We start from the raw sequence: 25,929 nt of genomic DNA, 5'->3' as shown, positions 1-25,929 counted from the left end.
GTTTCATCTCCTTTTTAAAATAAATTGTCCGGATTTATTTAAAAAATGTTAATATATAACAAGATTTTGTTCATATGTGAACACTTTAATTTTAAAATAGCAATATTTTAAATGATTAGGATAAAAATTTAAAATAAAAAAATGATGTAAATAATCTTACATCATTTAGGAAAAGAAATTAAATAACAATTAAGACCAATGATAATTTAAACAAATGAATCATTTATTATACCATCATCTAAGAGATCACCAGCTGTTTTAATTTTTGCTTGTAATTTATTAATTTGTTTAATTAATAAATTAACTATTTTTGGTAATCCTATCATAATGATATTTAAAAAATAATAAAGCAGTTTTAAAGTTAATAATTTTAACTTAGTTTTATTCATTGTTACCTTTAGGATGGGTCAAATTATCAATAAGAAATTCTATCTTATTATTTAGTTTATATAATTGTTTTTTAATTTTTTTAATTTCTTTAGGAATTATTAAGGTTTTACTATCCTTCTTTTTATTAACTATTTTTGCACTACCATAACCACTACTAATACCTAATAAAATATTTAATATTATAATAAGTATTTCTGCTCATCAAGGCATAGCCATCGATTAAAAATGGTAGTTTTATAAGAAATATTCTGCAAGTTGTTGGTTATTTACTTGCAGAATCCTCTTGTTCCATAATAGCCGCTTAAAAATAGTAGTCATTTTTTTATCTCCTTAATTTTAAAAATAAAAATGTCCGTATTTATTTTAATCATGGGGGACCCTTACTTGAATACTAATTTTTTACTCATATGTGAACACTTTAATTTTAACGGATATTAATAAAAAATGATTATAATTATTAGATTTTTTATAGAATTTTAACTAAATAAAAAAATTAATATAATTATATAAATTATATTAATTAATAAATAATGTTTTTAAACATCAAAATAACCCTCTGGATATTTTCCATTTCATTTAACATCCCCTGATTATGGGTTATTTCTACAACTTAGAGACATATGAGAATCAGAATAATAAGCTCAGATTGTTGAACCACAAAATATTACTTTCCCATCTCTTTCCATATATGTCTGATAATTAGCAACTCCGGATTTATTAATTTTTGAAAGTGAAATTCCTCCAATAATAATTGCTACTAAACTAAGAATACCAATAAAAATTCCGAATCAAAGATACTTTTTATTCCTAATAATTTCCTTCCTATTTTCAAGGCCATTATAACAAAATAATATAAAAATTTATCTATACATAAAGAAATTAATTTAATATTCTTAATAAATGCTTTTATATTTTCTAACTTAACTTAAATTATATTTTTAAATTTTTAGGAATTTGGTAGTTATATTATATTAATTTATTTTTTAATAATTAGTCAAAATATTTATCAGGGTAAACTCCATCTCATAAAACATCACTAGCATCAGTTTTATCTACACTACAATATAATGAAACTCCACTAGGAGTTGAACTTCCTGTATGTTTTCATATGTTAGCATTGCAAAAGACAACGGAATGATCTCAGTTTTCAAAAGTTTTATAGTCACTAATTTTAGATTTATTTATTTTTGATAATGAAATTCCTCCAATTATTATTGCTACTAAACTAAGAATAGCAATAAAAATTCCGAATCAAAGATATTTTTTATTCATAATAATTTCCTTCCTATTTTCAACAACATTATAACAAAATAAATTTTTATTTTTATAAATTTATATTAATTAATGATAATAATTCATTATTACTAGTAAATAAATCAATTTCTTTAATAATAATTGAACTATTTTTTGTTTTTAATTCAATATCGTATTTCCCACTACCATCAATGGATGATATATTAATTAAATTTAACTTAGTAATATTTTTTTGTAATGTAAATTCTATTATTTCATTAGTTCCTAAATTTGATATTTTATTTATTCAACTTATTTTATTATATAAATTATTTTCACTACCATATAGTTTTAGGGCCTCATTTAACTTATTTTTGGGGATAATTAAATTTGTAAAATATTTTCCATATTCTCCGGAAGCCAATGTTATATCGCGTGGAATTAAAGAAGGAATGTCATTTGTTTCTAAAAAATTAGAAATAGAAATTCAACTAAATTCATTATTAGTTAATTTAAAAATTTTATTAGTAGATAAATTATTAACTTTAAATTTAATATTTTCAGGATCAGTAAAATCAAAATACTCACTTTTTAAAATTACTATACAATCTTTAAATTCATAATAATTATCATCTTTTTTTTCAGGCTTTGATACAAGTTCAAAATAATACGGACTTAATAATTTAACATCATCATTTAGTCCCTTATTAATTGATTCGTTTGAATAGATATAATTTGAAAGTAACAAAATAATTTGCTGTAAAATTAGTATTTCTTTAATATTAATATAATTAGGGTTTTCTAGTTTTCAGTGTTCTAAAATATTGGAGATAACATTTTCTGGTTTTTGTCCTTCAAATTTTGCTTTCAATTTTGCAATAGCATTTTGGGGACTTCCATTTTGATAATCTGCGCCGTCAAAATTTTTTTTATAATTATATGTATAAGTTAACATGTCAAGCAAAACTTGCTGCAAAGATGTAATAACAGGGGCATCTTTTAATTCTAACTCTACGCCATCATAAGTATCTGGACTAGTATATTCAGAATTCATTCTACATTCTCCATGGTCTAAGGAAGTTGTATTTAAACCTATGATATTTTTTGTTTCATTATGAGGATTTAAAGTCTGACATCCTCAACGATCACCTTTCCAATATTGACCTGAATAATTAATTCTAACATTCGCTTTTGTAATGCGAGTTTTATCTAAAAATAATTTAGTAGTTTTTTCTGTTTGTTTACCTAAGTTAATTAAGCTTAAACATGATTTTTCTACTAAAAATTCTTTAGCTAATTCTCAAGGCAAAATTTGGTGGGAAAGTCATTGTTGCAAAATTTTTAATTTAGGTTCAGTTTCAATTGGCATTGATAATAACGGGAAGGGGATTTTATCTTTAATAGCAAGCTCGGGATAACCATATTCTCCGTCTACATTCCCTCAACATTTAATATTTCCTCATTTAATTGCTTTGGGTGCTTTAATTTTAATTCCAGTGATTTCCGTATCAGGGGGTAATGGTTTTTGAATTTTAACAATAACTGCATTTCCATCAATTGTTTTAAAGTCTTTTAACAAGGTTAAATTAGCTAATTTGGTAATTGTTGCTCCGTTACTTCATGGCTGGTTATATTGGTCAATAATGTATAATTTGTCAAGATTGTTGTTATTAACCGGTTCATCAATGGAAACTACTCGAATGTCATAAGTACTAATTGTAGCGGGGTTTTGGAAGACCATTACTTTAGTATCAATTTCACTATATTTAGTTGCTTGTTTTTGGGGATTATTAATGGGGATTTCTTTTAAATCAATTTGAAAGTCATTAATTTCATAAGCATCAGTAATAATAACATCATCGGGGTTAATAAATCTAATTTGAACAATGTTAGGACCAAATTCTAAACTTGGTTTTTCACTATTATCAAATAGACGTTTTAAAGAATAAATATATAATTTATTTTTCCGGTCTGGACCATAAATTAATGATAAGTCAGCATCACTTTTACTTTCTGCGAGATTAGCAAAGTCTAATGGGGTTTGGTCGATATAAAAATCTTTTCCGAGTGGTTCTTTATTATTTTTATCGTTAATATTTTTCATTGTGGTAGTTATTAAGATAATGGTGATGAACCAACCGAATTAATTTTTAGTTGCACCAAGATTTTTAGACTATCAGTATTATCTTTCAGAGCAAATGTTTTTGCTTTTAGAATATCTTTATCAAAAGTTAATAACAAACTAATGAAGGCCGCTAATCCTTGTGCACGTAATGCTAATTTAGTTTGGTTAGTTAAATTTACTAAACCATTATGATTAGTAATTGTGATGGTATGATCTTTAATTATTTTTTCTTCGGGTAATTCTAAATTAAAATTTGTTAATAATTGGTTTTGTGTTTTTAAATATAAATTAGTCAATGGTTTTGGATTAAAAGTTCCCATAATAGCACTAATTGGATCAGGATTATGATCAGGGTCATTTTCCATTACTAAGATATTATTTTTAATAAATTTATGAATCATATTATTTACTTGTTCTTGGGTATTTCCAATAATACCATTAGTGTTTAAGAAGAACTTGGTACTGTTTAAAATTGTTCCTAAAATAATTTGTTCATAAATTAAATCTAATGTTTTAATTTTTTCAATTTGGTATTCGCAATCTTTTGCTCCATTAGGAGTATTTTTAAAAATAATAATTGGTAAATAATTAATTTTTAAAGTTTCAGTTTTCCCAAAACTTTGGTCAAAGTTATGTTGATCATAATCTAATGGGGTTGATGATAAACTTCCTTCTTCATCAAGTTGATAAATTTTTCTAGTAACTTCGACATGGTCAGTTACTAATTGATAAGTGGCATGCATTATTAGTGTAGTGTTATTTTCATCTTGCCATTGGTGAAATAAAATTGTACAGGTAGTTAATTGGTTAATGATATTTTCAGTACTATTAATAACTTTGACAGTTTTAAAATGTAAACTATCATTATGTTGATATACTAAGTAAGCAGCACGGCCACATTGCGACAGTCTTTTTTCATTTAACCAATTTTGTTGATAAAAATTATTTGTTGTTAAATAATTTTTAATTTTAGTAACTAATTCATCTTGAGAATCAATTGTTAAATTTAAGTCCGTAGAATTAAATTTATTAGCTTGTTGATCACTAACATAGTTAGTTAGCATTTGAAGATGATCAAAATTATTAATATCATAATTTTGTAAAATAGTTTTGGATGTGGTTAATTTATTTTTTAAAAGGTTTTGCTTTTGGGTATTCGAAAGAAATTTTGCCATTGTTTCTCATCCTTTCTTTGTAAAGTGTAATATTCTTGGCAAGCATAATATTTATTTAATTTTCAAAGAATTAGTTGGTAATTACTAATAATCTTTTTAATTTCTTGCTGTGACTTTAAATCATAAGTCTTAATTAATTTTTGTAATTGTTGTTTTAATTGGTAAGGTTTTGTAATCTTATTAACATTATTAATTGGTAAATTAGGAATTTGCTGAATAAGGGGGAAATTATTAAAATATTTTAATGAAGATAAATTAATTTCAGTAGTTTTTTGTAAATTAAGAATCTTTTTGAATTTAATAGGTTTAACTAAAGAATGAACTTCTTGATTTATTAAAGTTAAATCACCACTATTTTTATTTAAAAAACTATTAATTAAAGTTAATAACTTAGTTTGATCAGTTTTTAATTCTCATCCTAATTGATCAATTATTAAACTTAATTTTTCAGTTTCATCATTTAATTCCGCAAACAGGTTTTTAATTCCAGCTGAATTATTTAATAGCCTTTTTGAAAAGTTAAATTTACTAGTTAACCCTAATGTTAATTTTTCCTGGGTTAGATAACGTGTTCTTAGTAAACTAATGTTGGCAATATCTTGTGGTTTAACATTTTTTTGAATTAATTCATTGATTATTGTTAACCAGGATGCAAAATCGAGGACAATAATTTGTGACCAAGTCTTGTTAAGAGGATTTAAAATATTATTAACATAATTAATATCATCCATCCTAATTTTAAAATTATTAGGAACTTGTTTTCATTGTTGATTAGTAATTAAGTTAGTAACTTTTCTTTTAATTAAAGTAATTTGTTGATAATTAAAGTAATCTAATTGACTAAGTTGTTTTGTTTGATAACCTAATTTTTGGTTAATATTTTTTTGTAAATTAATAGGATTAGTAAAATGATAAGGGATGGGATTATTTTGCTTAGCATGTTGGTTTAAATAATCCTTAATCATTTTTGTTAAATCATAACTAAGTTTTCCTTCGGTAATAATTTTTGATCATAACTGGCGTTTCTTAATGGTTGTTTTAGAAAGACCTTTTCAAAGACCATTTTTTTTGATTGCTTTGGCAACTTTACTTTCACCCAAGGGTAATAATAAATTTAGTAATGAATTACTAGCACTAACATCATTATTAATCACATCATATAATTCATTGATTAAAAAATCAGTTCCAACTTCTCCAATTATAGTTAACACTTCGGTAGTTGTTGTTGATAATGCTAAACTAGTTCCGAGTGCGCCAAAAATCGCGCCACCGATCGGAACTAGGATAATTCCTAAAATAGTAGTAATAATTGTACCAAAGATTAGGCCAAACAAATCATTACTTTTTTGTTTTTCTTCCCGGGGTAATCTTGTAACGGGTAGATGTTTAACATCAAAAAGTAAAGCAGTATTACGGGTTCCAATTGGCATTGTTAGCACTTCCTTTGTCAGGGTAATTTATTAAAAATGTTCACATATGAATAATGGATGTTATTTTTTATATTTATATATTTTTCATTTATAATGACTAGTTTGGTTGTAGAGGTTATTATGACGAAAGATATAGTTAAAAATTACTTGGCAGTTATTTTTGAACTTGGGATGTTCTTTTGTAATGCCAAATTGTTCAGCAATTAAATCTTCCACACTTTCATAAACATTAACAAATTCATCATTGACAGTATAAATAGCATAAAAGAAGTTTGATTTTCTTGCCATGTTCTATCACCTCAATTATATTTTGATACAGATAAATCATAGAATTCATGTAAGAGATATCAAAGGAATTAAATAAATACGGACAGATTCATTCTAATTGACATAGTTTTAAAATGATTAGAATAGTAAAAATTATTTTAATTATTTTCAATTTTTTTTCTATAAGTTTTCTTATTAAAAATTTAAAAATCTTCAAATCATTATTTGAAGATTTTATTAATTAACTTAGTTTTTAGTTCTTTTTTCAATTAAATGGAGCTGCTCATTTTGAAACGCGGGATCTCAAATTAAACTTGTTAAAATTGGTAAATCAACGAAGGGATTTCGATTATGTTGGTATTTACTAATAATATTATTGCTATAAATTTCAAATTCTTGAGGATGATAATTATTAGCTCAATTTAAATAAGTGGTTAAATAATGTTCATTAATGAAAGGGTAACTATGTTTGATTCATCCTCAATTATTAGGAATTTGATTATAGTAACGGATTGCAAAGTATAAATATGAACGAGCTACTATTCCTTTAAAGTCATTTGTGGGTTCAAAAACAGTTTCACCATTTGCATTTGTTCCATATTTACTGCCATTTTTACTTCGGAAAGTAGCAGTTACTACAACATCATGGGGATAATCTGCTCGCTTATTATTTACAAAAGCATCACTAGGGAGGATATGGTAGGCATCAGCCACCATAGGCATTCGTTTTTTAAAAAGGGACTGGGGGATAATATGTTCCCGGTTATAACAAGTTCCTTCGCCACTAACAGGTTGACCATGGCATTGATCTTTTTGTGGTTGGTATGTGTAAGGGGATTCACCATGAAAAACTGTGGAGTAGACATCAATAATTGAGTTATCCTTTTTATAAAATTTGTCTTGATAAGCTGCATTAAAGACAGTTCAAACTTCTTTATATGTTATTGGGTGTTGGGTTGTAGTAATTAAATTTGCTAAAGTTTTAATTAATGATGAACCACCCAAATTATTAATGGGGGTATAATATTGATACAAATATGGGTCCAATTCCACATTAATAGTACTCTTATCATCGTGGTTAATTGTTGGATAGCAACTAATAATATTTAGTGGAATTGGGGTTGCTATTGTGAAAGAAAATAATAATTTTAAAATACTTTTCATAATAAAATTCCTTTTTCATTAATTTTTTAATATAATTAATTTTATCAATTCTTATTGGCTATAAAATTGTGATTATTAAATTTAAATTTTGTTTAATTTTTTCAATAATTTTACATATTTTAATTAATTTTGTGAAAATAAAAATAATGATTAATATTTACTAGTTAAATAGTTATTGAAAAGGTAGTTATGAAACTAACTAAGTTAATATTTTAGCGAGAAAAACTGTATGGGATATTTTTATCAGAATTAATCATAGTATCTATTGATTTCATTTTATTTTTTTGTTCCACTTTTTTAATTAGTATTTTTTTAAGTTTATTTAAATTTTTTAATTCTGGATGTTGTTCACTTATTTGCTCTAAAATTTTGGTTTCTAGAAATTTATAAATTATAATTTTTTCAAATCTTTCTACACCAGTATTATTAGGATGATAACCAAAAATTTCTTTTAAATCCCTTAACATATTAAATTCATCTGGACAGTAGATTTTTAAATTATTTCTTATTTTTACACTCGCTAAACAACTTTGTAAATTTTTTCAATTTCATTTTTCTAATTGAGGTTTTGAAGAAACATTAATTAATTCATTAATATCAATCCTAATTGAAGAGTACGTACTTAAAAAATTGACTGTATTTATCAATGTTGTTCTCATATCTTTTTTATTAGCACATTTTCAAAGGAATAATTTTTCTTGTTCCAGAGGAATTAATTCTTTTCCTGTAAGAAAATATGGGCAGATTTCATCATAATCTAATTCCCTAAATTTAATATAATTATTAATAATATTTTTTCACTCCTTAAATAATTCTAATATTTTTTCACTAATATTGTTGTTAAAAATATTAAAGTTATTTAGGAGCGATTGGTGGTCTACTGCTAATAATCCTTGAATTTCCCTTCATTCATTATTTAATATTAGATTTTCAATTTCGTTGTGTTCATTAAAAGTTGCTAAAATTTTTTTATAAAAATTCCAAAATATGCCGCTAATAAACTTCAACATTATGAAATCAGGATTTTGTGAATAATTTAAATTCTTAAAATAAATTATAAATTGTGATTGAATATTTAAGAGCAAATTATTTTTTTCTTCTATTGTATAGTTGCTTTTTATAATGGAATGAATATTATCAGATAAATACTCATTAAAACTACAAAGCTCTTCAAAAACTATGAATAAATTTTTAAAATTTTCAAAAATTAGTTCTTGGAGATTATCTATCTCATTTGTCACAAAGTTATGTGAGGATTTTATTCCCACAAAATAAGTATCTGTTAAAATATTTAGAGAATTTTTATTTAAATAAAAATTATTTAAAATTTCTTGATAATGACTATTATCTCATTCATCACCTTTCGGTATGTCAACAGTATTGTAGTCCTTAATTTTTTGGAAGAAAAGATCTAAGTTGTTAAGACATTCATTGTAAGTAAATAATAAATTCGATAAACTACTTCTGTTATTATCATCAATTATTGAAGTAATATAAACACCTAAATTAAACGTATAATATTTTAAAATTTCATTTAAATATTATTTAAAAAAATAAAATAAAGTTTCTTTTTTAGATTTTAATTTTTGTTTTGTTTTTATCTTCTTTCCAAATTTTTTATTTCTATATTTAAAAAAATTGTCAATTTGCTCAATATTCATAAGTTATCCGCTCCTTTATAACGATAGTTTTTCAAAATAAAAACCTGATTATTATTAACTATAAATGGATAGTTAAGGGTAAAATCAGGCATTATATATACTCTATTGAAATATTTAGTTATGTTATGAATAATTTTCTTATTCATTTTAATTATAGTTATTTAAATAAATTTAAAATAAAAAAATAAATTTATTTTTGGACATTTAATTAGTTTATAATCATTAATTAAAATTATACTAAAAATTAAAATAGTTCATATTTTTAATGATTTAAATTTATTGATGAAAATAAAAAAGATCAATATCTAAAAAAAATAATTTATTAAACATGATTTAATTAAACATTTTCACGAAATTAATTTAAGATATTTAATTTTAAAAAATATTAATTTTCCAAAAATAACATAAAATGTACAATTTTGACATTTTTAGTGGGAAAGTCTAGCATTTTTCTTTTATTTGGTAGTATACTTAATGTAGTTATATATTCAAAGTACATTAGAGGAGGGAATTTTTATGGGATTATTCGGACATAAAAATAAAGAAATTCAAATTATCGCACCCGTTGATGGTGAAGTTATTGCAATTGAAGAAGTAACAGATGAAATTTTTTCACAAAAAATGTTAGGAGATGGTTTAGGAATTAAACCAGCGAAAGGAAATTTTGTGGCTCCAATGGAAGGTAAATTAATGACAGTTTTCCCGACTGGCCATGCTTATGGAATTAAGCATAAATCAGGAGTTGAAATGTTATTGCATGTTGGGATGGACACTGTTTCTTTAAATGGTGAAGGGTTTGATATTAAAGTTAAACAAGATCAAGCAGTTAGTCAAGGTGATTTATTATGTAATGTTGACTTAGATAAAATTAAAGACAAAGTACCTAGTTTAGATACTCCAATGGTTTTCACTCCTGATTCAATGAATGGGAAAACAATTGAAGTTGTTAAAAAAGGAAAAGTTAGCCAAGGAGATGTAATTGCGATTATTAAATAAGACTTGTCAAAGATAATTTAATGCCAATTCACAAGAATGATAAAAATTATCATTCTTTTTTTTGTTATAATCTAAGAGAAAGGTGAGAAATTAATGACAAAGCTAATTTTAATTGCAATTGTATTTTTCTTATATTATTATTGAGTTTTCTCTTCGACGGGAACAATTTTGGCTGACTTGTTAAAAATTAGAACTCGTAATATTTATTTAAGTATGATTATGGGTTTTTTCTTTTATTTTGCCACAATTGCTTTTTTATTAATTCCCTTGGAGTTTATTGGTAATTTAAAATATATTGTTTTAGTTTATTATTTATTAGCAATTAATATTTTATACGCAGTTATTTTATTGTTATTTGTGCGCTTTTGATTTAATTATCGCTTATTAGACTGGAACCACTTATTATTTGTGTTGGTTTTTACAATGTTTATCTTTTTATACTACTTAAAAAATTTATTTATTACTCCTTCTGGACAAAATTTGAGTAATAGTTTTGTATTAACCTTCTATAATTTTAATTTTGATAACGGAAGGGTTATTTTTAATTTAAATTCAGAGGTTACTTTAAGTGCGAATTCTACCTTATCAGCCGTACCATGGTTTACGAATGTTTCAATGTGATTTGCAATGACAAAATTAAATCCAATTGATATTACTACTAATTTATTGGATATTTTTGATGCCTTATTATTTGCTTCTATTTTTATTACCTTACTAAATAATTTTTCAAAAAAAAATAGTAATAAAATTATTATTGGTTCATTATCCCTGGTTACTTTATTAGCTTCGAAACTATTAATTTATTATTTTGGTTATGATGCTTGACACCCCGAAAATATGTTAACTAATTTATTTTTTGTGTTATTTATCCTTATTAGTATTTACACCAACCGGGAATATCGCAGCCGTAATATGCCTTGAATTATTGGATTTATTTTTGCGAGTTACATAACTTTTGACTGAGATGCTAGTTATATTATTTTATTTACTATTTATGTAACAACTTGAATTAGTATTTTACGATTTCGGACAAATTTCTTAAAAGATTTTGTAAAATTTAGTGCTGTATCAAGTATTTGTTTTATTGTTTATAATGCCCGATTAAAAAACTTGTTATTAATCTTTATTTTTTTAGCATTACTATTATTAATGCTATTCATCGCCTTTTTATTGTACCGAAATTACACAAGAATTCGCGAAATTGAGTTTGCAATTTATGAACGTCGGAGAGGATTTATTTTTGTCATTCCCACTATTTTTACCATTATTTCGGTGGTGATTGTTTTAGCGACAAATCAGATTAATTTGGATTTTTGAACCCTTGAAAAAATTGCCCAGCCGTTATTTGTGCAGTTAGAATTAGGAAGATGACGCGAAATTACGGATACTGTTTTTATTTCAATTTCTTTCTTCTTTTTAGGTTTTGCTTTAATTTGGATTTTATTTATGGAGAGAATTCCCAACTTTGTCGCTAAAACCCAAATTACGATGCTATCAATATTAACAGTTTCTTTTTTCAACCCTTTAGTGGGACGATTCTTAATTTGGATTTTCAATAGTCAAGCGTTATTAAATAATGCAACAGTTTTCATTGTCGCCTTGTTAGTTGCCATTAATACAACAGTTTATGCAATTAAAACAAAACCGTTTAATTTTAAGCTAAGCCGATTTTTTCCACCCCCTAAGAAACTAACTTTTAAGCATAAAGCAAAGACAACTAGAAAATAGGAGGACTCTATGAATTTTAATGAAGCACAAAAACGAGTGGAATTTTTAAAAGAACAAATCAACAAATGAAATTATGAATATTATGTTTTAGATAATCCAAGTGTTAGTGACCAGGAATACGACCGGGCTATGCAAGAATTAATGGCGTTAGAAACTGAACATCGTGAATTAATTACTTTTGATTCACCGACCCAACGAGTATCAGGAGAAGTAAGCGATAAATTTAATAAATATGAGCACCAAAGCCCAATGCTAAGTTTGGCTAATGCTTTTAACTTGGAGGATCTCCACCATTTTGATGACCAAATTAAGGAACTAACAGGATTAAGTGAAATTGAATACACTTGTGAGTTAAAGATTGATGGGTTATCAATATCATTAATTTATGAAAATCATTTATTAAAAATTGGAGCGACCCGCGGGGATGGTACAACGGGAGAAGATGTAACTGTTAATATTAAAAAGATTAGATCAGTTCCGTTAAAAATTGACCAGGAAAATTTAACTGTCCGTGGCGAAGTTTATTTATCAAAAAATGATTTTGAAAAAATTAATAAAGAACGCGAAGCAAATGAAGAGCCATTATTTGCTAATCCTCGCAATGCTGCTGCCGGAACATTACGTCAGTTAGATTCAAGTATTATTGCAAAACGAAATTTAAGTGCTTTTTTATATTACTATGTTAATGCTACTAATGATGGGATTAAAACCCAAAGTGAAGCTTTACAACGCTTAGCTGCTTTAAAGTTTAAAATTAATAAGGAGTTTCGTGTTTGTAAAAATATTGATGAAGTATGAGACTATGTTCAAACATACCAGGCAAAACGTGAAGATTTAGAATATGAAATTGATGGAATTGTTATTAAAGTCAATGATTTAAGTTTATATAACCGAATTGGGTATACAGCTAAAAACCCTAAATGAGCAATTGCCTATAAATTCCCAGCCGAAATTGTCATTACCAAAATTCTAAATATCTTTCCATCTGTTGGAAGAACTGGGCGGATCACTTATAATGCGCAGTTAGAACCTGTGCGGATTGCCGGAACCATTGTTAAAGCTGCAACATTACATAATGCTTCTTTTATTATTGATAAAGATATTCGTATTGGTGATGATGTCAAAGTTAAAAAAGCGGGTGATATTATTCCAGAAGTAATCAGTTATTTACCAGAAAAAAGAAGTAAAAATGCTAAAAAGTGACAAGAAGCCACCCATTGCCCGGTATGTCATTCATTATTAGAACGGACAGCAGGAGAAGTTGATCAGTACTGTATTAATTCTTTATGTAGTAAAAAAATCACCAGATCATTAGAACATTTTTGCTCACGCAATGCGATGAATATTGAGGGAATTAGTGAAAAAATTATTGAAAAATTATTTAATTTAAATTATTTAAAAAGTTTTAGTAACTTGTATGAATTAGAAAAATACCACCAAGAAATAGTGGAGTTAGAGAACTTTGGTGAAAAATCATATCAAAATATGATTAATTCAATTAATAATTCAAAAACTAATTCCTTGGAGAAATTATTATTTGGGTTAGGGATTCGTCATGTGGGGCAAAAAACCGCCAAATTAATTGCGCGAAAATTTTTAACAATGGAAATGATTGCATCAGCTACTTTTGAAGAGTTGGCAACTATTAATGATGTTGGTCCGATTGTGGCAACTAGTGTTGTTGATTATTTCAAAATTGCAGAAAATATTAACGAAGTAAAAAAACTAGCGCAGTTAGGAATTAATATGACATATCAACCAAGTACTAATAATAATTCTAATAAATTTGAAAATTATCGTTTTGTAATTACTGGTACTTTATCAAAACCCCGTGAATATTTCAAAGATTTGATTGAAAGTATGGGAGGGGCAACTTCAGATAGTGTAAGTAGTAAAACAACTTTTGTGTTAGCAGGAACTGATCCAGGAAGTAAAATTACCAAAGCAGCGAAATTAAATGTTAAAATAATAAGTGAAGAGGATTTTAATAAATTATTAAATTCATAGCAGAAAGGAAATTTAAAATGGCAAGAATTGATAAAGAAAAGTTGCGCCAGTTAGCGCATAATATTATGCTTGATTTATCAGAACAAGAATTAGAAAAGTTAAGTAATGAATTTGATGTTATTTTGAAACAAATGGATTTAGTGCAAAAAATTGATACAACAAATGTTCATTCAATGCACTTTCCTTTTGAAATTACAGTAACAGGTTTACGCGATGATGAGGAAATTGAACAAGTTCCCCAAGCAGAATTATTAGCAAATGCCCCAGTTGTTGAAGATGATTATATTGTGATTAATAAGGTGGTTAAGTAAAAAATGAATTATTATACAATTAAAGAATTACATGAATTATTATTGCAAGGAAAAATAACTCCCACCGAAATTATCACAACTGCTTTTCAAGCGTTAGAAAGTCATCAGAATTTAAATGCAACAGTAACAATTCTAAAAACTGAGGCTTTAAAAGTTGCCAAAGAATTAGAAGCACTAGAAATTAAAGCAGATGATTATCTTTTTGCAATTCCATATTTTGCCAAAGATAATTTTGCAACAAAAAATATCCGTACCACAGCTAGTTCCCACATTTTAGATAATTTCATCCCTCCTTATGATGCTGAAGTTGTTAAAATTTTGGCTGATAACAATGCCATCTTGTTAGGAAAGACAGCTCTTGATGAATTAGGAATGGGAGGCCATGGGTTATATGCTCATACTGGGGAAGTTTTAAACCCTTGGGATAAAACTAGAATTACAGGGGGATCTTCTTCGGGGTCTGCTGCATTAGTTGCCGCGGGGGTTGTTCCCTTTACCCTTGGTTCTGATACTGGTGATTCAATTCGAAAACCAGCTAGTTATACAGGAATTGTTGGTTTAAAACCAACTTATGGGATTTTATCGCGCTTTGGTTTATTTCCTTATGCACCATCGCTAGATACGGTTGGGTATTTTACCAGAACAGTTGAAGACTGTGCAATTGTTTTAGATTATTTAGCAAAACAAGATGATAAGGATGCGACTTCATTACCAAGTGATCAGCAAAATTATTATCAAAACTTAACAAGTGATATTAAGCACTATCAATTTGCATATATTAAACAAATTCATCAGCAGTTACCTGCACCGATTAAAGCAATTTATGAAGATTTATATCAGAAGTTAACTGCTCATAATATTAGTTTAACAGCAATTGATTTTCCTGAAGATCTCTTGAAAGCATTATTACCAGTTTATATGATTATTTCCTTTGCTGAAGCAGTAAGTAGTCATTCAAATTTAGATGGAATTAATTTTGGAGTCCGCCAAGAAGGTAATAGTTATGAAGAAGTAATGATGAATTCGCGGGGAAAAGGTTTTGGCGATGTTGTCAAAAGAAGAGATGTTATTGGTTCATATGCTTTAACTCGAAAAAACCAAACATTATTATTTTTGAAAGCAAAAAGAGTTCGCCGGTTAATAGTTAGCGAACTCGAAAAAATCTTTCGTCAGTATGACATTTTATTGTTGCCTTCGGCTAGTGACGTTGCCCCTAAAATTGCTGATATTAAACAACAAGTTTTAAAAGAGGAAGATGTTGAGCATTATATTGATGATGTTTTAGTATTAGCTAACTTTATGGGAAACCCATCTTTAACAATTCCACTAGCTTTAATTAATGAGTTGCCAATTGGGATTAATATTAATGCCAAACCATTTAATGACCAAGCAGTTTTAAATGCAGGTTATTTATTAGAAGATATTATTGGTTTAAAAAATCTTGTGGTGCCAAGCAAGAAAGGGGGCATTAAATAATGCATAATTTTGAAGTTGTTATTGGTATTGAAAACCATGTGGAATTAAAAACCAAAACAAAAATGTTTTCAAAAGGGCCAGTTAGTTATGATGCTCCTGCTAACACGATGGTAAATATCATGGATATGGGTTATCCAGGGGCGATGCCAACGGTTAATAAGCAAGGGGTAGCTTTAGCCTTATTAGCTTGTCAAGCGTTAAATTTAGAAATTGATCCAATTGTTCAGTTTGACCGTAAGAACTATTACTATCCGGATTTAGCCAAGGGTTTTCAAATTACCCAACAATATTTTCCAATTGGGAAAAATGGTTTTTTAACTATAATAAATGAAAATAATCAACCCTCAAATATAGAAATTGAACGTTTACATATTGAAGAAGATACGGCAAAACAATTACATTTAGCTGATAAAACATTATTAGACTATAACCGGGCAGGAATTGGATTGATTGAGATTGTAACTCGCCCAGTTTTACGCAGTGCTTATCAAGCAAAAAAATATGTTGAAGCCTTACGCGAAATTCTATTATATTTAAATGTTAGTGATGCCAAAATGAATGAAGGTTCTTTGCGTTGTGATGTTAATATTTCCTTACGCCCATCGGGAAGCAATCAATTAGGGAACAAAGTAGAAATTAAAAACTTAAATTCAATTAATAATGTTGAAAAAGCAATTGAATTTGAAATTAAACGCCAAACCCAAATTATTCTGAGTGGTGGGGTTGTGGAACAAGAAACACGCCGATTCGATGAAAAAACTAAAGAAACAGTTTTAATGCGAAAAAAAACAGATGCCACCGATTATAAATATTTTTCTGAACCTAATATTTTTCCGATCAAACTAGATGAAACATGAATTACCAAAATTTTGGCCTCGGCCCCAGAATTACCTAATCAAAAACGTCAACGCTATCGAGAAGAATACCATTTAAAAGAGAGCGACATTGAAGTGCTCTTACAGGATTATGATTTAATGAACTTTTTTGAAGCAAGTGTAAAAAATAATTCTAATTATGAAATGGTCGCCAATTATTTAATTGGTGATATTTCGGCCTATTTAAATGCCAAAAATATTACTATTAAGGAAACAAAATTAACACCTGCTAATTTAAGTGAAATGATTGATTTAATTGTTAAAAATATCATTTCGACTAAACAAGCAAAAACCGTGTTAACCCATATTTTAACGACGGATGTTAAACCAGAAATTTTAGTTGCTAAATTAGGATTAAAACAAATTACTGATCCCCAAGAAATTATTAATATTATTACTCCAGTAATTGAAAACAACCTAGCAATTTTAACACAATATGATGAACGTCCTGAACGGGTGATTAAATTTTTTATGGGTGAGTTAATGAAATTAACCAAAGGACAAGTAGCACCTGAAATTGGTCAACAAGTTGTTCTTGAGTTAATTACGAAGAAAAAAAACACATAGCTAATTTAATGATAACTACAAGGAAAGAATTGAATCATTTTTAAGAAAGATTCAATTTTTTAATTCTGAACATAATCTTAATTAATGATTGTAAACTAATTAAATGTCCAAAAATAAATTTATTTTTTTATTTTAAATTTATTTAAATAACTATAATTAAAATGAATAATAAAATTATTCACTATTTAATTAAATATCTCAATAGAGTATACATAATGCCTGATTTAATTCTTAACTATCCATTTATAGTTAATAATAATCAGGTTTTTTTGAAAAACTATCGTTATAAAGGAGCGGATAACTTATGAATATTGAGCAAATTGACAATTTTTTTAAATATAGAAATAAAAAATTTGGAAAGAAGATAAAAACAGAACAAGAATTAAAATCTAAAAAAGAAACTTTATTTTATTTTTTTAAAGAATATTTAAATGAAATTTTAAAATATTATACGTTTAATTTAGGTGTTTATATTACTTCAATAATTGATGATAATAACAGAAGTAGTTTATCGAATTTATTATTTACTTACAATGAATGTCTTAACAACTTAGATCTTTTCTTCCAAAAAATTAAGGACTACAATACTGTTGACATACCGAAAGGTGATGAATGAGATAATAGTCATTATCAAGAAATTTTAAATAATTTTTATTTAAATAAAAATTCTCTAAATATTTTAACAGATACTTATTTTGTGGGAATAAAATCCTCACATAACTTTGTGACAAATGAGATAGATAATCTCCAAGAACTAATTTTTGAAAATTTTAAAAATTTATTCATAGTTTTTGAAGAGCTTTGTAGTTTTAATGAGTATTTATCTGATAATATTCATTCCATTATAAAAAGCAACTATACAATAGAAGAAAAAAATAATTTGCTCTTAAATATTCAATCACAATTTATAATTTATTTTAAGAATTTAAATTATTCACAAAATCCTGATTTCATAATGTTGAAGTTTATTAGCGGCATATTTTGGAATTTTTATAAAAAAATTTTAGCAACTTTTAATGAACACAACGAAATTGAAAATCTAATATTAAATAATGAATGAAGGGAAATTCAAGGATTATTAGCAGTAGACCACCAATCGCTCCTAAATAACTTTAATATTTTTAACAACAATATTAGTGAAAAAATATTAGAATTATTTAAGGAGTGAAAAAATATTATTAATAATTATATTAAATTTAGGGAATTAGATTATGATGAAATCTGCCCATATTTTCTTACAGGAAAAGAATTAATTCCTCTGGAACAAGAAAAATTATTCCTTTGAAAATGTGCTAATAAAAAAGATATGAGAACAACATTGATAAATACAGTAAATTTTTTAAGTACGTACTCTTCAATTAGGATTGATATTAATGAATTAATTAATGTTTCTTCAAAACCTCAATTAGAAAAATGAAATTGAAAAAATTTACAAAGTTGTTTAGCGAGTGTAAAAATAAGAAATAATTTAAAAATCTACTGTCCAGATGAATTTAATATGTTAAGGGATTTAAAAGAAATTTTTGGTTATCATCCTAATAATACTGGTGTAGAAAGATTTGAAAAAATTATAATTTATAAATTTCTAGAAACCAAAATTTTAGAGCAAATAAGTGAACAACATCCAGAATTAAAAAATTTAAATAAACTTAAAAAAATACTAATTAAAAAAGTGGAACAAAAAAATAAAATGAAATCAATAGATACTACAATTAATCTTAATCAAAATCTTCCTGGCAGTTCTTCTCGCTAAAATATTAACTTAGTTAGTTTTATAACTATTACCTCAATAGTTGTTTAACTAATGAATATTGATTTCCCTTTTTATTTTCACGAAATTAATTAAAAATATGATTTTTATTAAAATCTTATTCTAATCGCTGATATAAAGTGCTATATTTAATATGTAAAAATACTGAAAAATAGAAAGACCATAGGAAACTTTAGAAATGAGAAGTGAGACATATTATAAAAAAGTAATCTGCGCAATTATTTTCTTTGCGTTATTTTCAATTAGTACTTTTGCTGTTTTTGCGGCGGCGATTGGTTACATTATTGACAATACAATGATTAATCCAAACTTACCAGCAGAAGAAAAAGACAAATTATTTGTACTCTTATATCAACCAGTGCAAGCAAAAGTTGCTTTTATTTTTATCATTCCTGCTATTTTAGGATTAATCATAATTTTCCGGAGTTTTAAATTATGGGCAAAATTAAACCAGAATGGTGAACCAAGTCCCAATGATTTGAAATGACTATTTAGTTTTACGATTGTGTTAGGTTTTTATTCATTCTTTATTTTATTCACAAGTTTAATTAACCATCAAACAGACATGGCGGGGGCAACTGCAATTATTCCCTCGGGTGCTAGTAATTCTGAAATTTTGGCTAAACCAGGCTTTAATTTTTTAGAATGAACAACAAAATTAGAAGTTTATGATATTTTATTGTGGATTTGTTTGGGAACATATTTAATTTTACTAGTACCTATTAGTATAGAACTAGCAACCTTAAAAAAACTACCAAATGTTCCGAAAGAACCAACATTAGCAACGCCAGAAGAAGTTAATCTTGCTAGTGATAATTCCCATCAACCCACAAAATTTCAGACCAGGAATTAGATCTCTTAGAGCGGATTTATAATACTTTAAATTCAGTTAAACATACAGCATGAGTAGGCAAATCTAACAAGTATTTATATATTGATTTTGCTGAAAACGCCGGGGGTGTCCAAGATATTATTAAGGGTTTAATTATTAAATATGGGGCGCAAACTGCGGTTGATGATGAAAATCCCCATTTATTAATTGTGGAAAATAAGTCTAAAATGCTTCGTGATGCTTTAGTCCATTATAAAAAAATTAACCACCAGTAAGATAACTTATTGGTGGTTATTTTTTTAAGATAATTATTTATCTGCTTCGGTTGGTTCTTCAACAGCTTGTAATTTGGTTGTTAAATCATTAATTGCATTAATTTTAGCAATAAATAATAATTCATCCCCAAGTTTTAAACTGTCAACATCCCCCGGCAAGATAACTTTTCCTTTTCTTTTAATATGGACAATGTTGTAATCTTTGTTATTAATTAACCGTAAGTCTAACAATGAACTACCATCAATTGATGGTTCGGTTACTTTAATCACAACTGAAGCATAGTTTTCATCAACTGTTTGCATTTCAATTGCAACATCAAACATTGCTTTGGCGGCAATAATGTTTCCGGCAATAAGATCAGGTTGGACAATATTAGTAATTCCTAAGGCTTTTAAAATTCGGGCATGACGCGAATCTTTTGACTTCGCAATGATGTTATTAACCCCAATGTCTTGTAAACTAATAATTGTTAAAACACTAGCTTCAATATTGGTAGCCATTGTTACAATAACAGTATCGTATTGGTCTACGCCTTGTTCAATTAAATTGGCTTTAATGGTTGAGTCTAAGGCTACCCCATCAATTTGTTCATAACTGGCAATCATGTTATTAACTTTTGCTTGGTCAGCGTCAAACACCATGACATGTTGTTTTTTAGCAACTAAGGTATCAATAACCGCTTTTCCGAAGTTACTTAATCCAATTATTGCAAAACTTTTTTTACGAGCCATCCTATCACTCTCCTTATCACGCTTAATTATACTATTTTTAAAATTATAAGCAATCTTTGGTACTTTATAGAGAATGTTGGTATAATATTAATATTATATTTGAATAGAGGTATAGTCTATGAGAGTTTATCAGCCTTTTTTTAAAAATATCTTTAAAAAAAGAAAAGAACTTTTAAATCAACGCAATGAAGACGATATCGCTGCACCAATTAAAAAAAGGAGAATTCATTTTATTCCCTTTTCAAAAGTAGCAGGGAAACTATTTTTAATTTATGTTTTAGTAGTTTTAATTTCCGGATTCTTATTATGTATTCCGGGGGTTGTCTATAATGGTGCCCGGGACATTACCGATGGGAGTGGAACTCCCCTAGGGCAATATGATTTTCGCTGAAATTTCTTAATTGGATTGTTTACTGCCTCGAGTGCTTTTTCTGACACTGGACTAACAATTCCAGTTACTGCTGCTGATTATACCTTTTTTGGCCAATTAATTATTATTATTTTAATTCAGTTTGGTGGTTTTGGGGTTTTAACCTTTAAAATTATGATCTTAGTTTTATTAGGTCGTAAAATTTCAATTAAAGACCGGATGTTAGTACAAGGTGAGCGGGGAAATAATAGTTTTGGTCACACCTTAGATTTAATTAAAAGTAGTTTTTACTTTCTAATTATTGTTGAAGTAATTGCGGCCATTTTACTGTTTTTTAACTTTTACTTTTCACCCGGAAGTACGGCGGGAAAATTTATGATTGATAATGTCACATACCACCGGTTTTGAGCCAGTTTATGAAGTGGTGTTTTCCATTCAATTTCGGCCATTAACAATGCGGGGTTTGATATTGTTGGAAATTCTTCTTTAATGCCTTATAATACTAATTACTTTTTACAATTTATTTTTATGATTGAATTTGTAATGGGAGGAATTGGTTTTCCAACCTTTTATGATATTAAAAGAAAAATTGCGGCTTGAAAACGAAAAGAAAAAGTAAAATTTAGTTTATTCACCAAAATTAACTTTATATCTTATTCGTTAGTATCCATTGTCGGAGTATTCTTAGTTTGGTTAGTGGAATATGTTAATTTAAATATGACAACAATGGATGCTTTTGGAAATACTGTTTATATTGAAACAATTTTACGGGATGCACCAACTAAATGGAACGGGTTTATGAATATTTTATTCAATACCATGTCAACACGGAATGCTGGTTTTTCAACAATTGATTGTACTAAATTATTACCAGGGTCACGAGCAATTATGTCAATTATGATGTTTATTGGATCAGCGCCTTCTTCAACAGCTGGGGGAATTCGGACAACTACCTTTGCAATTGTCCTAATTACCATTTGGTCCATTATGCGGAATAATAATAGTGTCAATGCGTTCAAACGGAAAATTCCGAATGAAACTGTTAAGCGAGCCTTAGTAGTAACCATTATTTCCGTAATGCTGGTCGGTGGAACAGTTTTAGGAATTAGTATTGAAAACCCAACCTTAGATTATTTAAATATTTTATTTGTGGTATGTAGTGCTTTTGGGACAACGGGTCTAAATACCTTTAATTTTTTACAAACCTATGGCTTGGGCGCCTTTAGTTTATTATTATTAATTGCCAACATGTTTATTGGACAGTTGGGAATTTCTTCAACCTTATTAGTTTCAATTAAAGGAACAGGGGACAAAGAATACAGTTATGTTGAAGAAGATGTTACAATTGGATAACCCTGCGGGGATAATAATTTTTAAAAATAAGTGTTGAACATTTTAATTATATAAAGGATATTCAACAGAAATTTATCAACAGAAGCGCTTTTAGCGCTTCTTTTTTGTTTTAAGATGCCAGTCTAAAATTAGATATTTTTTTATATTAACACAATAAAGTTGTAATAATTTTACAGAAAAATTAAAATTAAGGCGGGAGGTTTATTTATAAATGAAAGAAATAAATAGAAAAAATTCAAATGACCGGCGATGGAACTTAAAATATTTAAAAGAAAAATATGGAAGTGATGAAAGTTTTATTGCCAGTCAACTTACTGATTTAGATTTTCCAACACCGAATTTTATCTTTAGCCAAATCATTAGACGATGCCGGTTTAAGTCACTTAGTTATATTGTTCTAGATGATGAATATTACCAGAGTATTATTAAATGATATAAAATTCGAAAAAATGTGGAATTAAAACAAGAGTGGATTAATTATTGTTATGGTGAATTGTTGGGGATTGTAGCTATTATTCGCCAGATTAGTCATGTGGGAGCTAAGTTTGTAATTACAAGTCCAGTGCGCTCAGCACTGCCAAAAATTTGTACTTTTAATTATCGAGAAGTTATTTTTAATGAATTACAAATTAAAAATAATAAATTTGAATTTGATTTTAATGCTTTGAATGAACAGTTGCGTGATCCGATGGTAAAAGCATTTTTGCTTTGTAACCCGATGAATCCCGGGGGAAAGTTATGGACAGTTGAGGAGTTAACAAAAATTGCTAATATCTGTTATCAAAATAATGTTATTTTAATATCTGATGAAAGTGGGGGAGATTTATTAACTAATGCCCAAGGTTTTAATTCAGTTCTTAATCTTAGTGATCAAAAATTATTTAATAATGTAATTGTATGTACCACTCCCAGCAAGGGTTTTAACATCGGGGGGTTAGCAACTGGCTATTTTATTTGCCCTAACCAAGAACTACGGCAAAAAATTTATCAGTATTATCAAAAAAATTGGTTATACGAAGGTGATATTTTTGGAACCGAAGTTACAAAAGCTGTTTATTCAGCAAAAGGGGCAAAATGAATTGATAAATTACATTTAATCTTTCAAGAAAACTATAAAATTATTGAATGTTTTATTCGGGAAAACCATTTACCACTAACAATAATGGCAATGCCAAGCAGTTTTGCCACTGTTATTTTAATTAATGATGATAAAAAAACATTAGCATTTTATAAAAAACGCTTTTTTCAAGAGAAACTTTTAGTAAAATTTAATGATGATTTTTATGATTTAAAAAATAAATGGTTTCGGTTAGTTCTGAGTTGTTCAAATAAAACAATTAATGAATTTTTAATTCGATTAAAACGAATCTTTAAATAAAAATCTATTTTTTAAAATTTATTTAATAAGAATTTATTTTATTAAATAATTATTGTTTTCTGTTTTTATAGTGATAAAATGATAACGTACTTTTCTAAAACGAAAAGTTAATAATTATCAATTTTAACGAGTGTCAAGAACACCTAATAAAGTTTATTTTATTAGGTGTTTTTTGTTTAAAATTATTTTTTATTATTTTTTAGTGATGCAACTAAAATATTTTTAATATCTAATTTTAAGTTTGAAAGCTTAAAATGCTTTTTTATACTTAATTTATTATATGAAAGGAAAACAACTATGCCAAAATCACACAATAATTCAATTGAAAATTTATCAACCCCTAATGATCTGTCTAAAAATGATTCTGATTTAGATAGCAAAACTTTTTCAGCATCGAATGAAATTTCTGAAGCAGACGAAGTTATTATCCCCGAGTTCCTTTTCCGTGAGGAATCTCCTTTACCACCAGTCTCAGACCCATCTGAACTAATAAATTCTTCAGAAAGAAATGAACCCACAGAAAGTAACCCACCAGAGTCACCTATTTCCTCAGCAGGAAGTAGCACTATCTTAGAAGTTGGTGTTGAACCTAATCATTCATTAAATGCGGAAACTGCTGATTTTATTGTCGAAATTGATGAAATTCTTAACGAGCACATTTCTGAACCAGATGTTCGATCATTTTTTATGCATGTCAAAGCAATTGCTCAAAACGGGTTTAAAAAAGAAGAACTTTTAGATACCTTTCTAAATTTTTTAGAATCGACAAGTATTTGTGTGGCAAAATACACAATGCCTAATTTTAATTTATGAAAACCAGAGGGATTATATTTTTATTACTATGATATTGTTTATTTATCAATGAAACCATTAGTTGAAAAATATCTTGATAATGAAAAGCACAACTTGACTAAATATGCCCAAAAAGTTCTGGCCACTAGTATTTACTTATCAGTGGGTTGCAATATTTTAATGCAATTAGTTCACACTTATGAAACTACTTATGAAACTTATGAACATGATGGTGGTTTTGAACTATTTAAAGAAATTTATTTCAAGGGAACTAACTTCTGATCAACAATGGCCCAGGGAATGGAAATGGTCAACTTGATTGCCACAATTTGTGCAGAAAAAGAAAGTTTGGGGGTGCAAGTTATTAATAACATTACTGGAGTCCTATCACCAGGTTTAAATTTAATGACTTATGGTGTTTTAACAAGAAATTTGATTACGAACCAAGGATTAACAAATTCTTTGAAAACAATTCTAGAAGCTGTATTACCAGCAGCATTTTCTTCAATTGTTGATAGCACCCGCGGTGCTTTTAGTATTGTTAAAAAAATTACCAATTTAATAACCGCGTATTGAAATCGCCCCCAAGAAATTAATGAAAATACTCCACTTTTAAATAATGACTCCGTATCATCCAACAACCAACAAAGACTACTTGCTAATCATCGTAAGCAAAATCTTCAAAGACAGCAACAAAACCTTGCCCAACAAGCCCAATTATCACCAGATAATACTTCAGTTAATGATGATTTAGTAGAAGTTCATAGTATAAAATAAAACGAATTTTAAATTCGTTTTTTAAATTAATTATTAAAAATACTTGTTATATTAAGGTGATTTTGTATATAATATAGGAGTGGAAAATACCAATTGGAACAGTACTCAAGTTGGTGAAGAGGGCACCCTGCTAAGGTGTTAGGTCGGGCAACCGGCGCGAGAGTTCGAGTCTCTCCTGTTCCGCCATTAATTTAAAAGAAAAACTTAGTTATATGTAGTAATATAACTTTTTTTATTGGTAAAA

General features: G+C 27.3%; 20 protein-coding genes and 1 tRNA gene. 12 read left to right on the top strand and 9 right to left on the bottom strand.

Annotated features, from left to right (window positions below; translation table 4 throughout):
• Positions 1 to 206: 206 nt before the first annotated feature.
• The 8 genes from SERIO_RS06600 to SERIO_RS05620 all read right to left on the bottom strand — a co-directional run bounded on the left by SERIO_RS06600 (position 207) and on the right by SERIO_RS05620 (position 8,794).
• Positions 207 to 389, bottom strand: a complete 183-nt coding sequence (locus SERIO_RS06600) for a hypothetical protein (RefSeq protein WP_047791861.1) — start codon at positions 387 to 389, stop codon at positions 207 to 209.
• A gap of 991 nt (positions 390 to 1,380) precedes the next feature.
• Positions 1,381 to 1,662 (bottom strand): hypothetical protein, encoded by a 282-nt coding sequence (locus tag SERIO_RS05650; RefSeq protein ID WP_047791859.1) that lies wholly within the window; start codon positions 1,660 to 1,662, stop codon positions 1,381 to 1,383.
• Between the two features lie 52 nt (positions 1,663 to 1,714).
• Positions 1,715 to 3,727 carry a hypothetical protein gene (locus tag SERIO_RS05645; RefSeq protein WP_047791858.1) on the bottom strand — a complete coding sequence of 671 codons (2,013 nt, stop codon included), beginning with the start codon at positions 3,725 to 3,727 and terminating at the stop codon, positions 1,715 to 1,717.
• 11 nt (positions 3,728 to 3,738) lie between these two features.
• Positions 3,739 to 4,923, bottom strand: a complete 1,185-nt coding sequence (locus tag SERIO_RS05640; protein ID WP_047791857.1) for a phage portal protein — start codon at positions 4,921 to 4,923, stop codon at positions 3,739 to 3,741.
• Positions 4,881 to 6,353, bottom strand: coding sequence for a hypothetical protein (locus tag SERIO_RS05635; RefSeq protein ID WP_047791856.1), 1,473 nt, complete (start codon positions 6,351 to 6,353; stop codon positions 4,881 to 4,883). Before SERIO_RS05635 ends, SERIO_RS05640 begins: the two co-directional genes overlap by 43 nt.
• 60 nt (positions 6,354 to 6,413) lie before the next feature.
• Positions 6,414 to 6,641, bottom strand: a complete 228-nt coding sequence (locus SERIO_RS05630; RefSeq protein WP_047791855.1) for a hypothetical protein — start codon at positions 6,639 to 6,641, stop codon at positions 6,414 to 6,416.
• A 225-nt stretch (positions 6,642 to 6,866) separates the two neighbouring features.
• Entirely contained in the window at positions 6,867 to 7,784 is a 918-nt protein-coding gene (locus SERIO_RS05625) for an endonuclease (protein WP_053040867.1), read from the bottom strand.
• 212 nt (positions 7,785 to 7,996) lie between these two features.
• Positions 7,997 to 8,794, bottom strand: coding sequence for a hypothetical protein (locus tag SERIO_RS05620; protein WP_148553483.1), 798 nt, complete (start codon positions 8,792 to 8,794; stop codon positions 7,997 to 7,999).
• Between the two features lie 1,167 nt (positions 8,795 to 9,961).
• On the opposite strand from SERIO_RS05620, the gene SERIO_RS05615 reads away from it, so the two are divergent.
• The 8 genes from SERIO_RS05615 (at position 9,962) to SERIO_RS05580 (ending at position 20,029) form a co-directional block, all read left to right on the top strand.
• Positions 9,962 to 10,441, top strand: coding sequence for a PTS sugar transporter subunit IIA (locus SERIO_RS05615; RefSeq protein WP_047791853.1), 480 nt, complete (start codon positions 9,962 to 9,964; stop codon positions 10,439 to 10,441).
• Between the two features lie 93 nt (positions 10,442 to 10,534).
• The gene (locus SERIO_RS05610) at positions 10,535 to 12,169 is read left to right on the top strand and encodes a hypothetical protein (protein WP_047791852.1); all 1,635 of its coding nucleotides are present in this window, start codon (positions 10,535 to 10,537) and stop codon (positions 12,167 to 12,169) included.
• Between the two features lie 9 nt (positions 12,170 to 12,178).
• The gene (gene ligA / locus SERIO_RS05605; RefSeq protein WP_047791851.1) at positions 12,179 to 14,176 is read left to right on the top strand and encodes an NAD-dependent DNA ligase LigA; all 1,998 of its coding nucleotides are present in this window, start codon (positions 12,179 to 12,181) and stop codon (positions 14,174 to 14,176) included.
• Positions 14,177 to 14,193: 17 nt separating this feature from the next.
• Positions 14,194 to 14,487: an Asp-tRNA(Asn)/Glu-tRNA(Gln) amidotransferase subunit GatC gene (gene gatC, locus SERIO_RS05600; RefSeq protein WP_047791850.1), complete on the top strand. Its 294-nt coding sequence runs from the start codon at positions 14,194 to 14,196 to the stop codon at positions 14,485 to 14,487.
• Between the two features lie 3 nt (positions 14,488 to 14,490).
• Positions 14,491 to 15,963: an amidase family protein gene (locus SERIO_RS05595; RefSeq protein WP_047791849.1), complete on the top strand. Its 1,473-nt coding sequence runs from the start codon at positions 14,491 to 14,493 to the stop codon at positions 15,961 to 15,963.
• Positions 15,963 to 17,405, top strand: a complete 1,443-nt coding sequence (gatB, locus tag SERIO_RS05590) for an Asp-tRNA(Asn)/Glu-tRNA(Gln) amidotransferase subunit GatB (RefSeq protein WP_047791848.1) — start codon at positions 15,963 to 15,965, stop codon at positions 17,403 to 17,405. Before SERIO_RS05595 ends, gatB begins: the two co-directional genes overlap by 1 nt.
• A gap of 304 nt (positions 17,406 to 17,709) precedes the next feature.
• Entirely contained in the window at positions 17,710 to 19,158 is a 1,449-nt protein-coding gene (locus SERIO_RS05585) for a hypothetical protein (protein ID WP_047791847.1), read from the top strand.
• 196 nt (positions 19,159 to 19,354) lie between these two features.
• The gene (locus SERIO_RS05580) at positions 19,355 to 20,029 is read left to right on the top strand and encodes a hypothetical protein (protein WP_047791846.1); all 675 of its coding nucleotides are present in this window, start codon (positions 19,355 to 19,357) and stop codon (positions 20,027 to 20,029) included.
• Between the two features lie 287 nt (positions 20,030 to 20,316).
• Here the strand turns inward: SERIO_RS05580 and SERIO_RS05575 are convergent, their stop codons facing one another.
• Entirely contained in the window at positions 20,317 to 21,015 is a 699-nt protein-coding gene (locus SERIO_RS05575; RefSeq protein WP_047791845.1) for a potassium channel family protein, read from the bottom strand.
• 118 nt (positions 21,016 to 21,133) lie between these two features.
• Between SERIO_RS05575 and SERIO_RS05570 the strand changes: the two genes are divergently transcribed.
• The 4 genes from SERIO_RS05570 to SERIO_RS05555 all read left to right on the top strand — a co-directional run bounded on the left by SERIO_RS05570 (position 21,134) and on the right by SERIO_RS05555 (position 25,871).
• On the top strand, positions 21,134 to 22,738 hold the full coding sequence (locus SERIO_RS05570; protein WP_047791844.1) for a TrkH family potassium uptake protein: 1,605 nt from the start codon (positions 21,134 to 21,136) through the stop codon (positions 22,736 to 22,738).
• Between the two features lie 211 nt (positions 22,739 to 22,949).
• The gene (locus SERIO_RS06350) at positions 22,950 to 24,116 is read left to right on the top strand and encodes an aminotransferase class I/II-fold pyridoxal phosphate-dependent enzyme (protein WP_053040866.1); all 1,167 of its coding nucleotides are present in this window, start codon (positions 22,950 to 22,952) and stop codon (positions 24,114 to 24,116) included.
• Positions 24,117 to 24,413: 297 nt separating this feature from the next.
• Entirely contained in the window at positions 24,414 to 25,685 is a 1,272-nt protein-coding gene (locus SERIO_RS05560; RefSeq protein WP_047791843.1) for a hypothetical protein, read from the top strand.
• Between the two features lie 95 nt (positions 25,686 to 25,780).
• Positions 25,781 to 25,871 (top strand) — tRNA-Ser (locus tag SERIO_RS05555).
• Positions 25,872 to 25,929 lie beyond the last annotated feature (58 nt).

This window comes from Spiroplasma eriocheiris, assembly GCF_001029265.1.
Lineage (GTDB): Bacteria > Bacillota_I > Bacilli_A > Mycoplasmatales > Mycoplasmataceae > Spiroplasma > Spiroplasma eriocheiris.
This window is presented reverse-complemented; position numbering and strand designations above follow the sequence as displayed.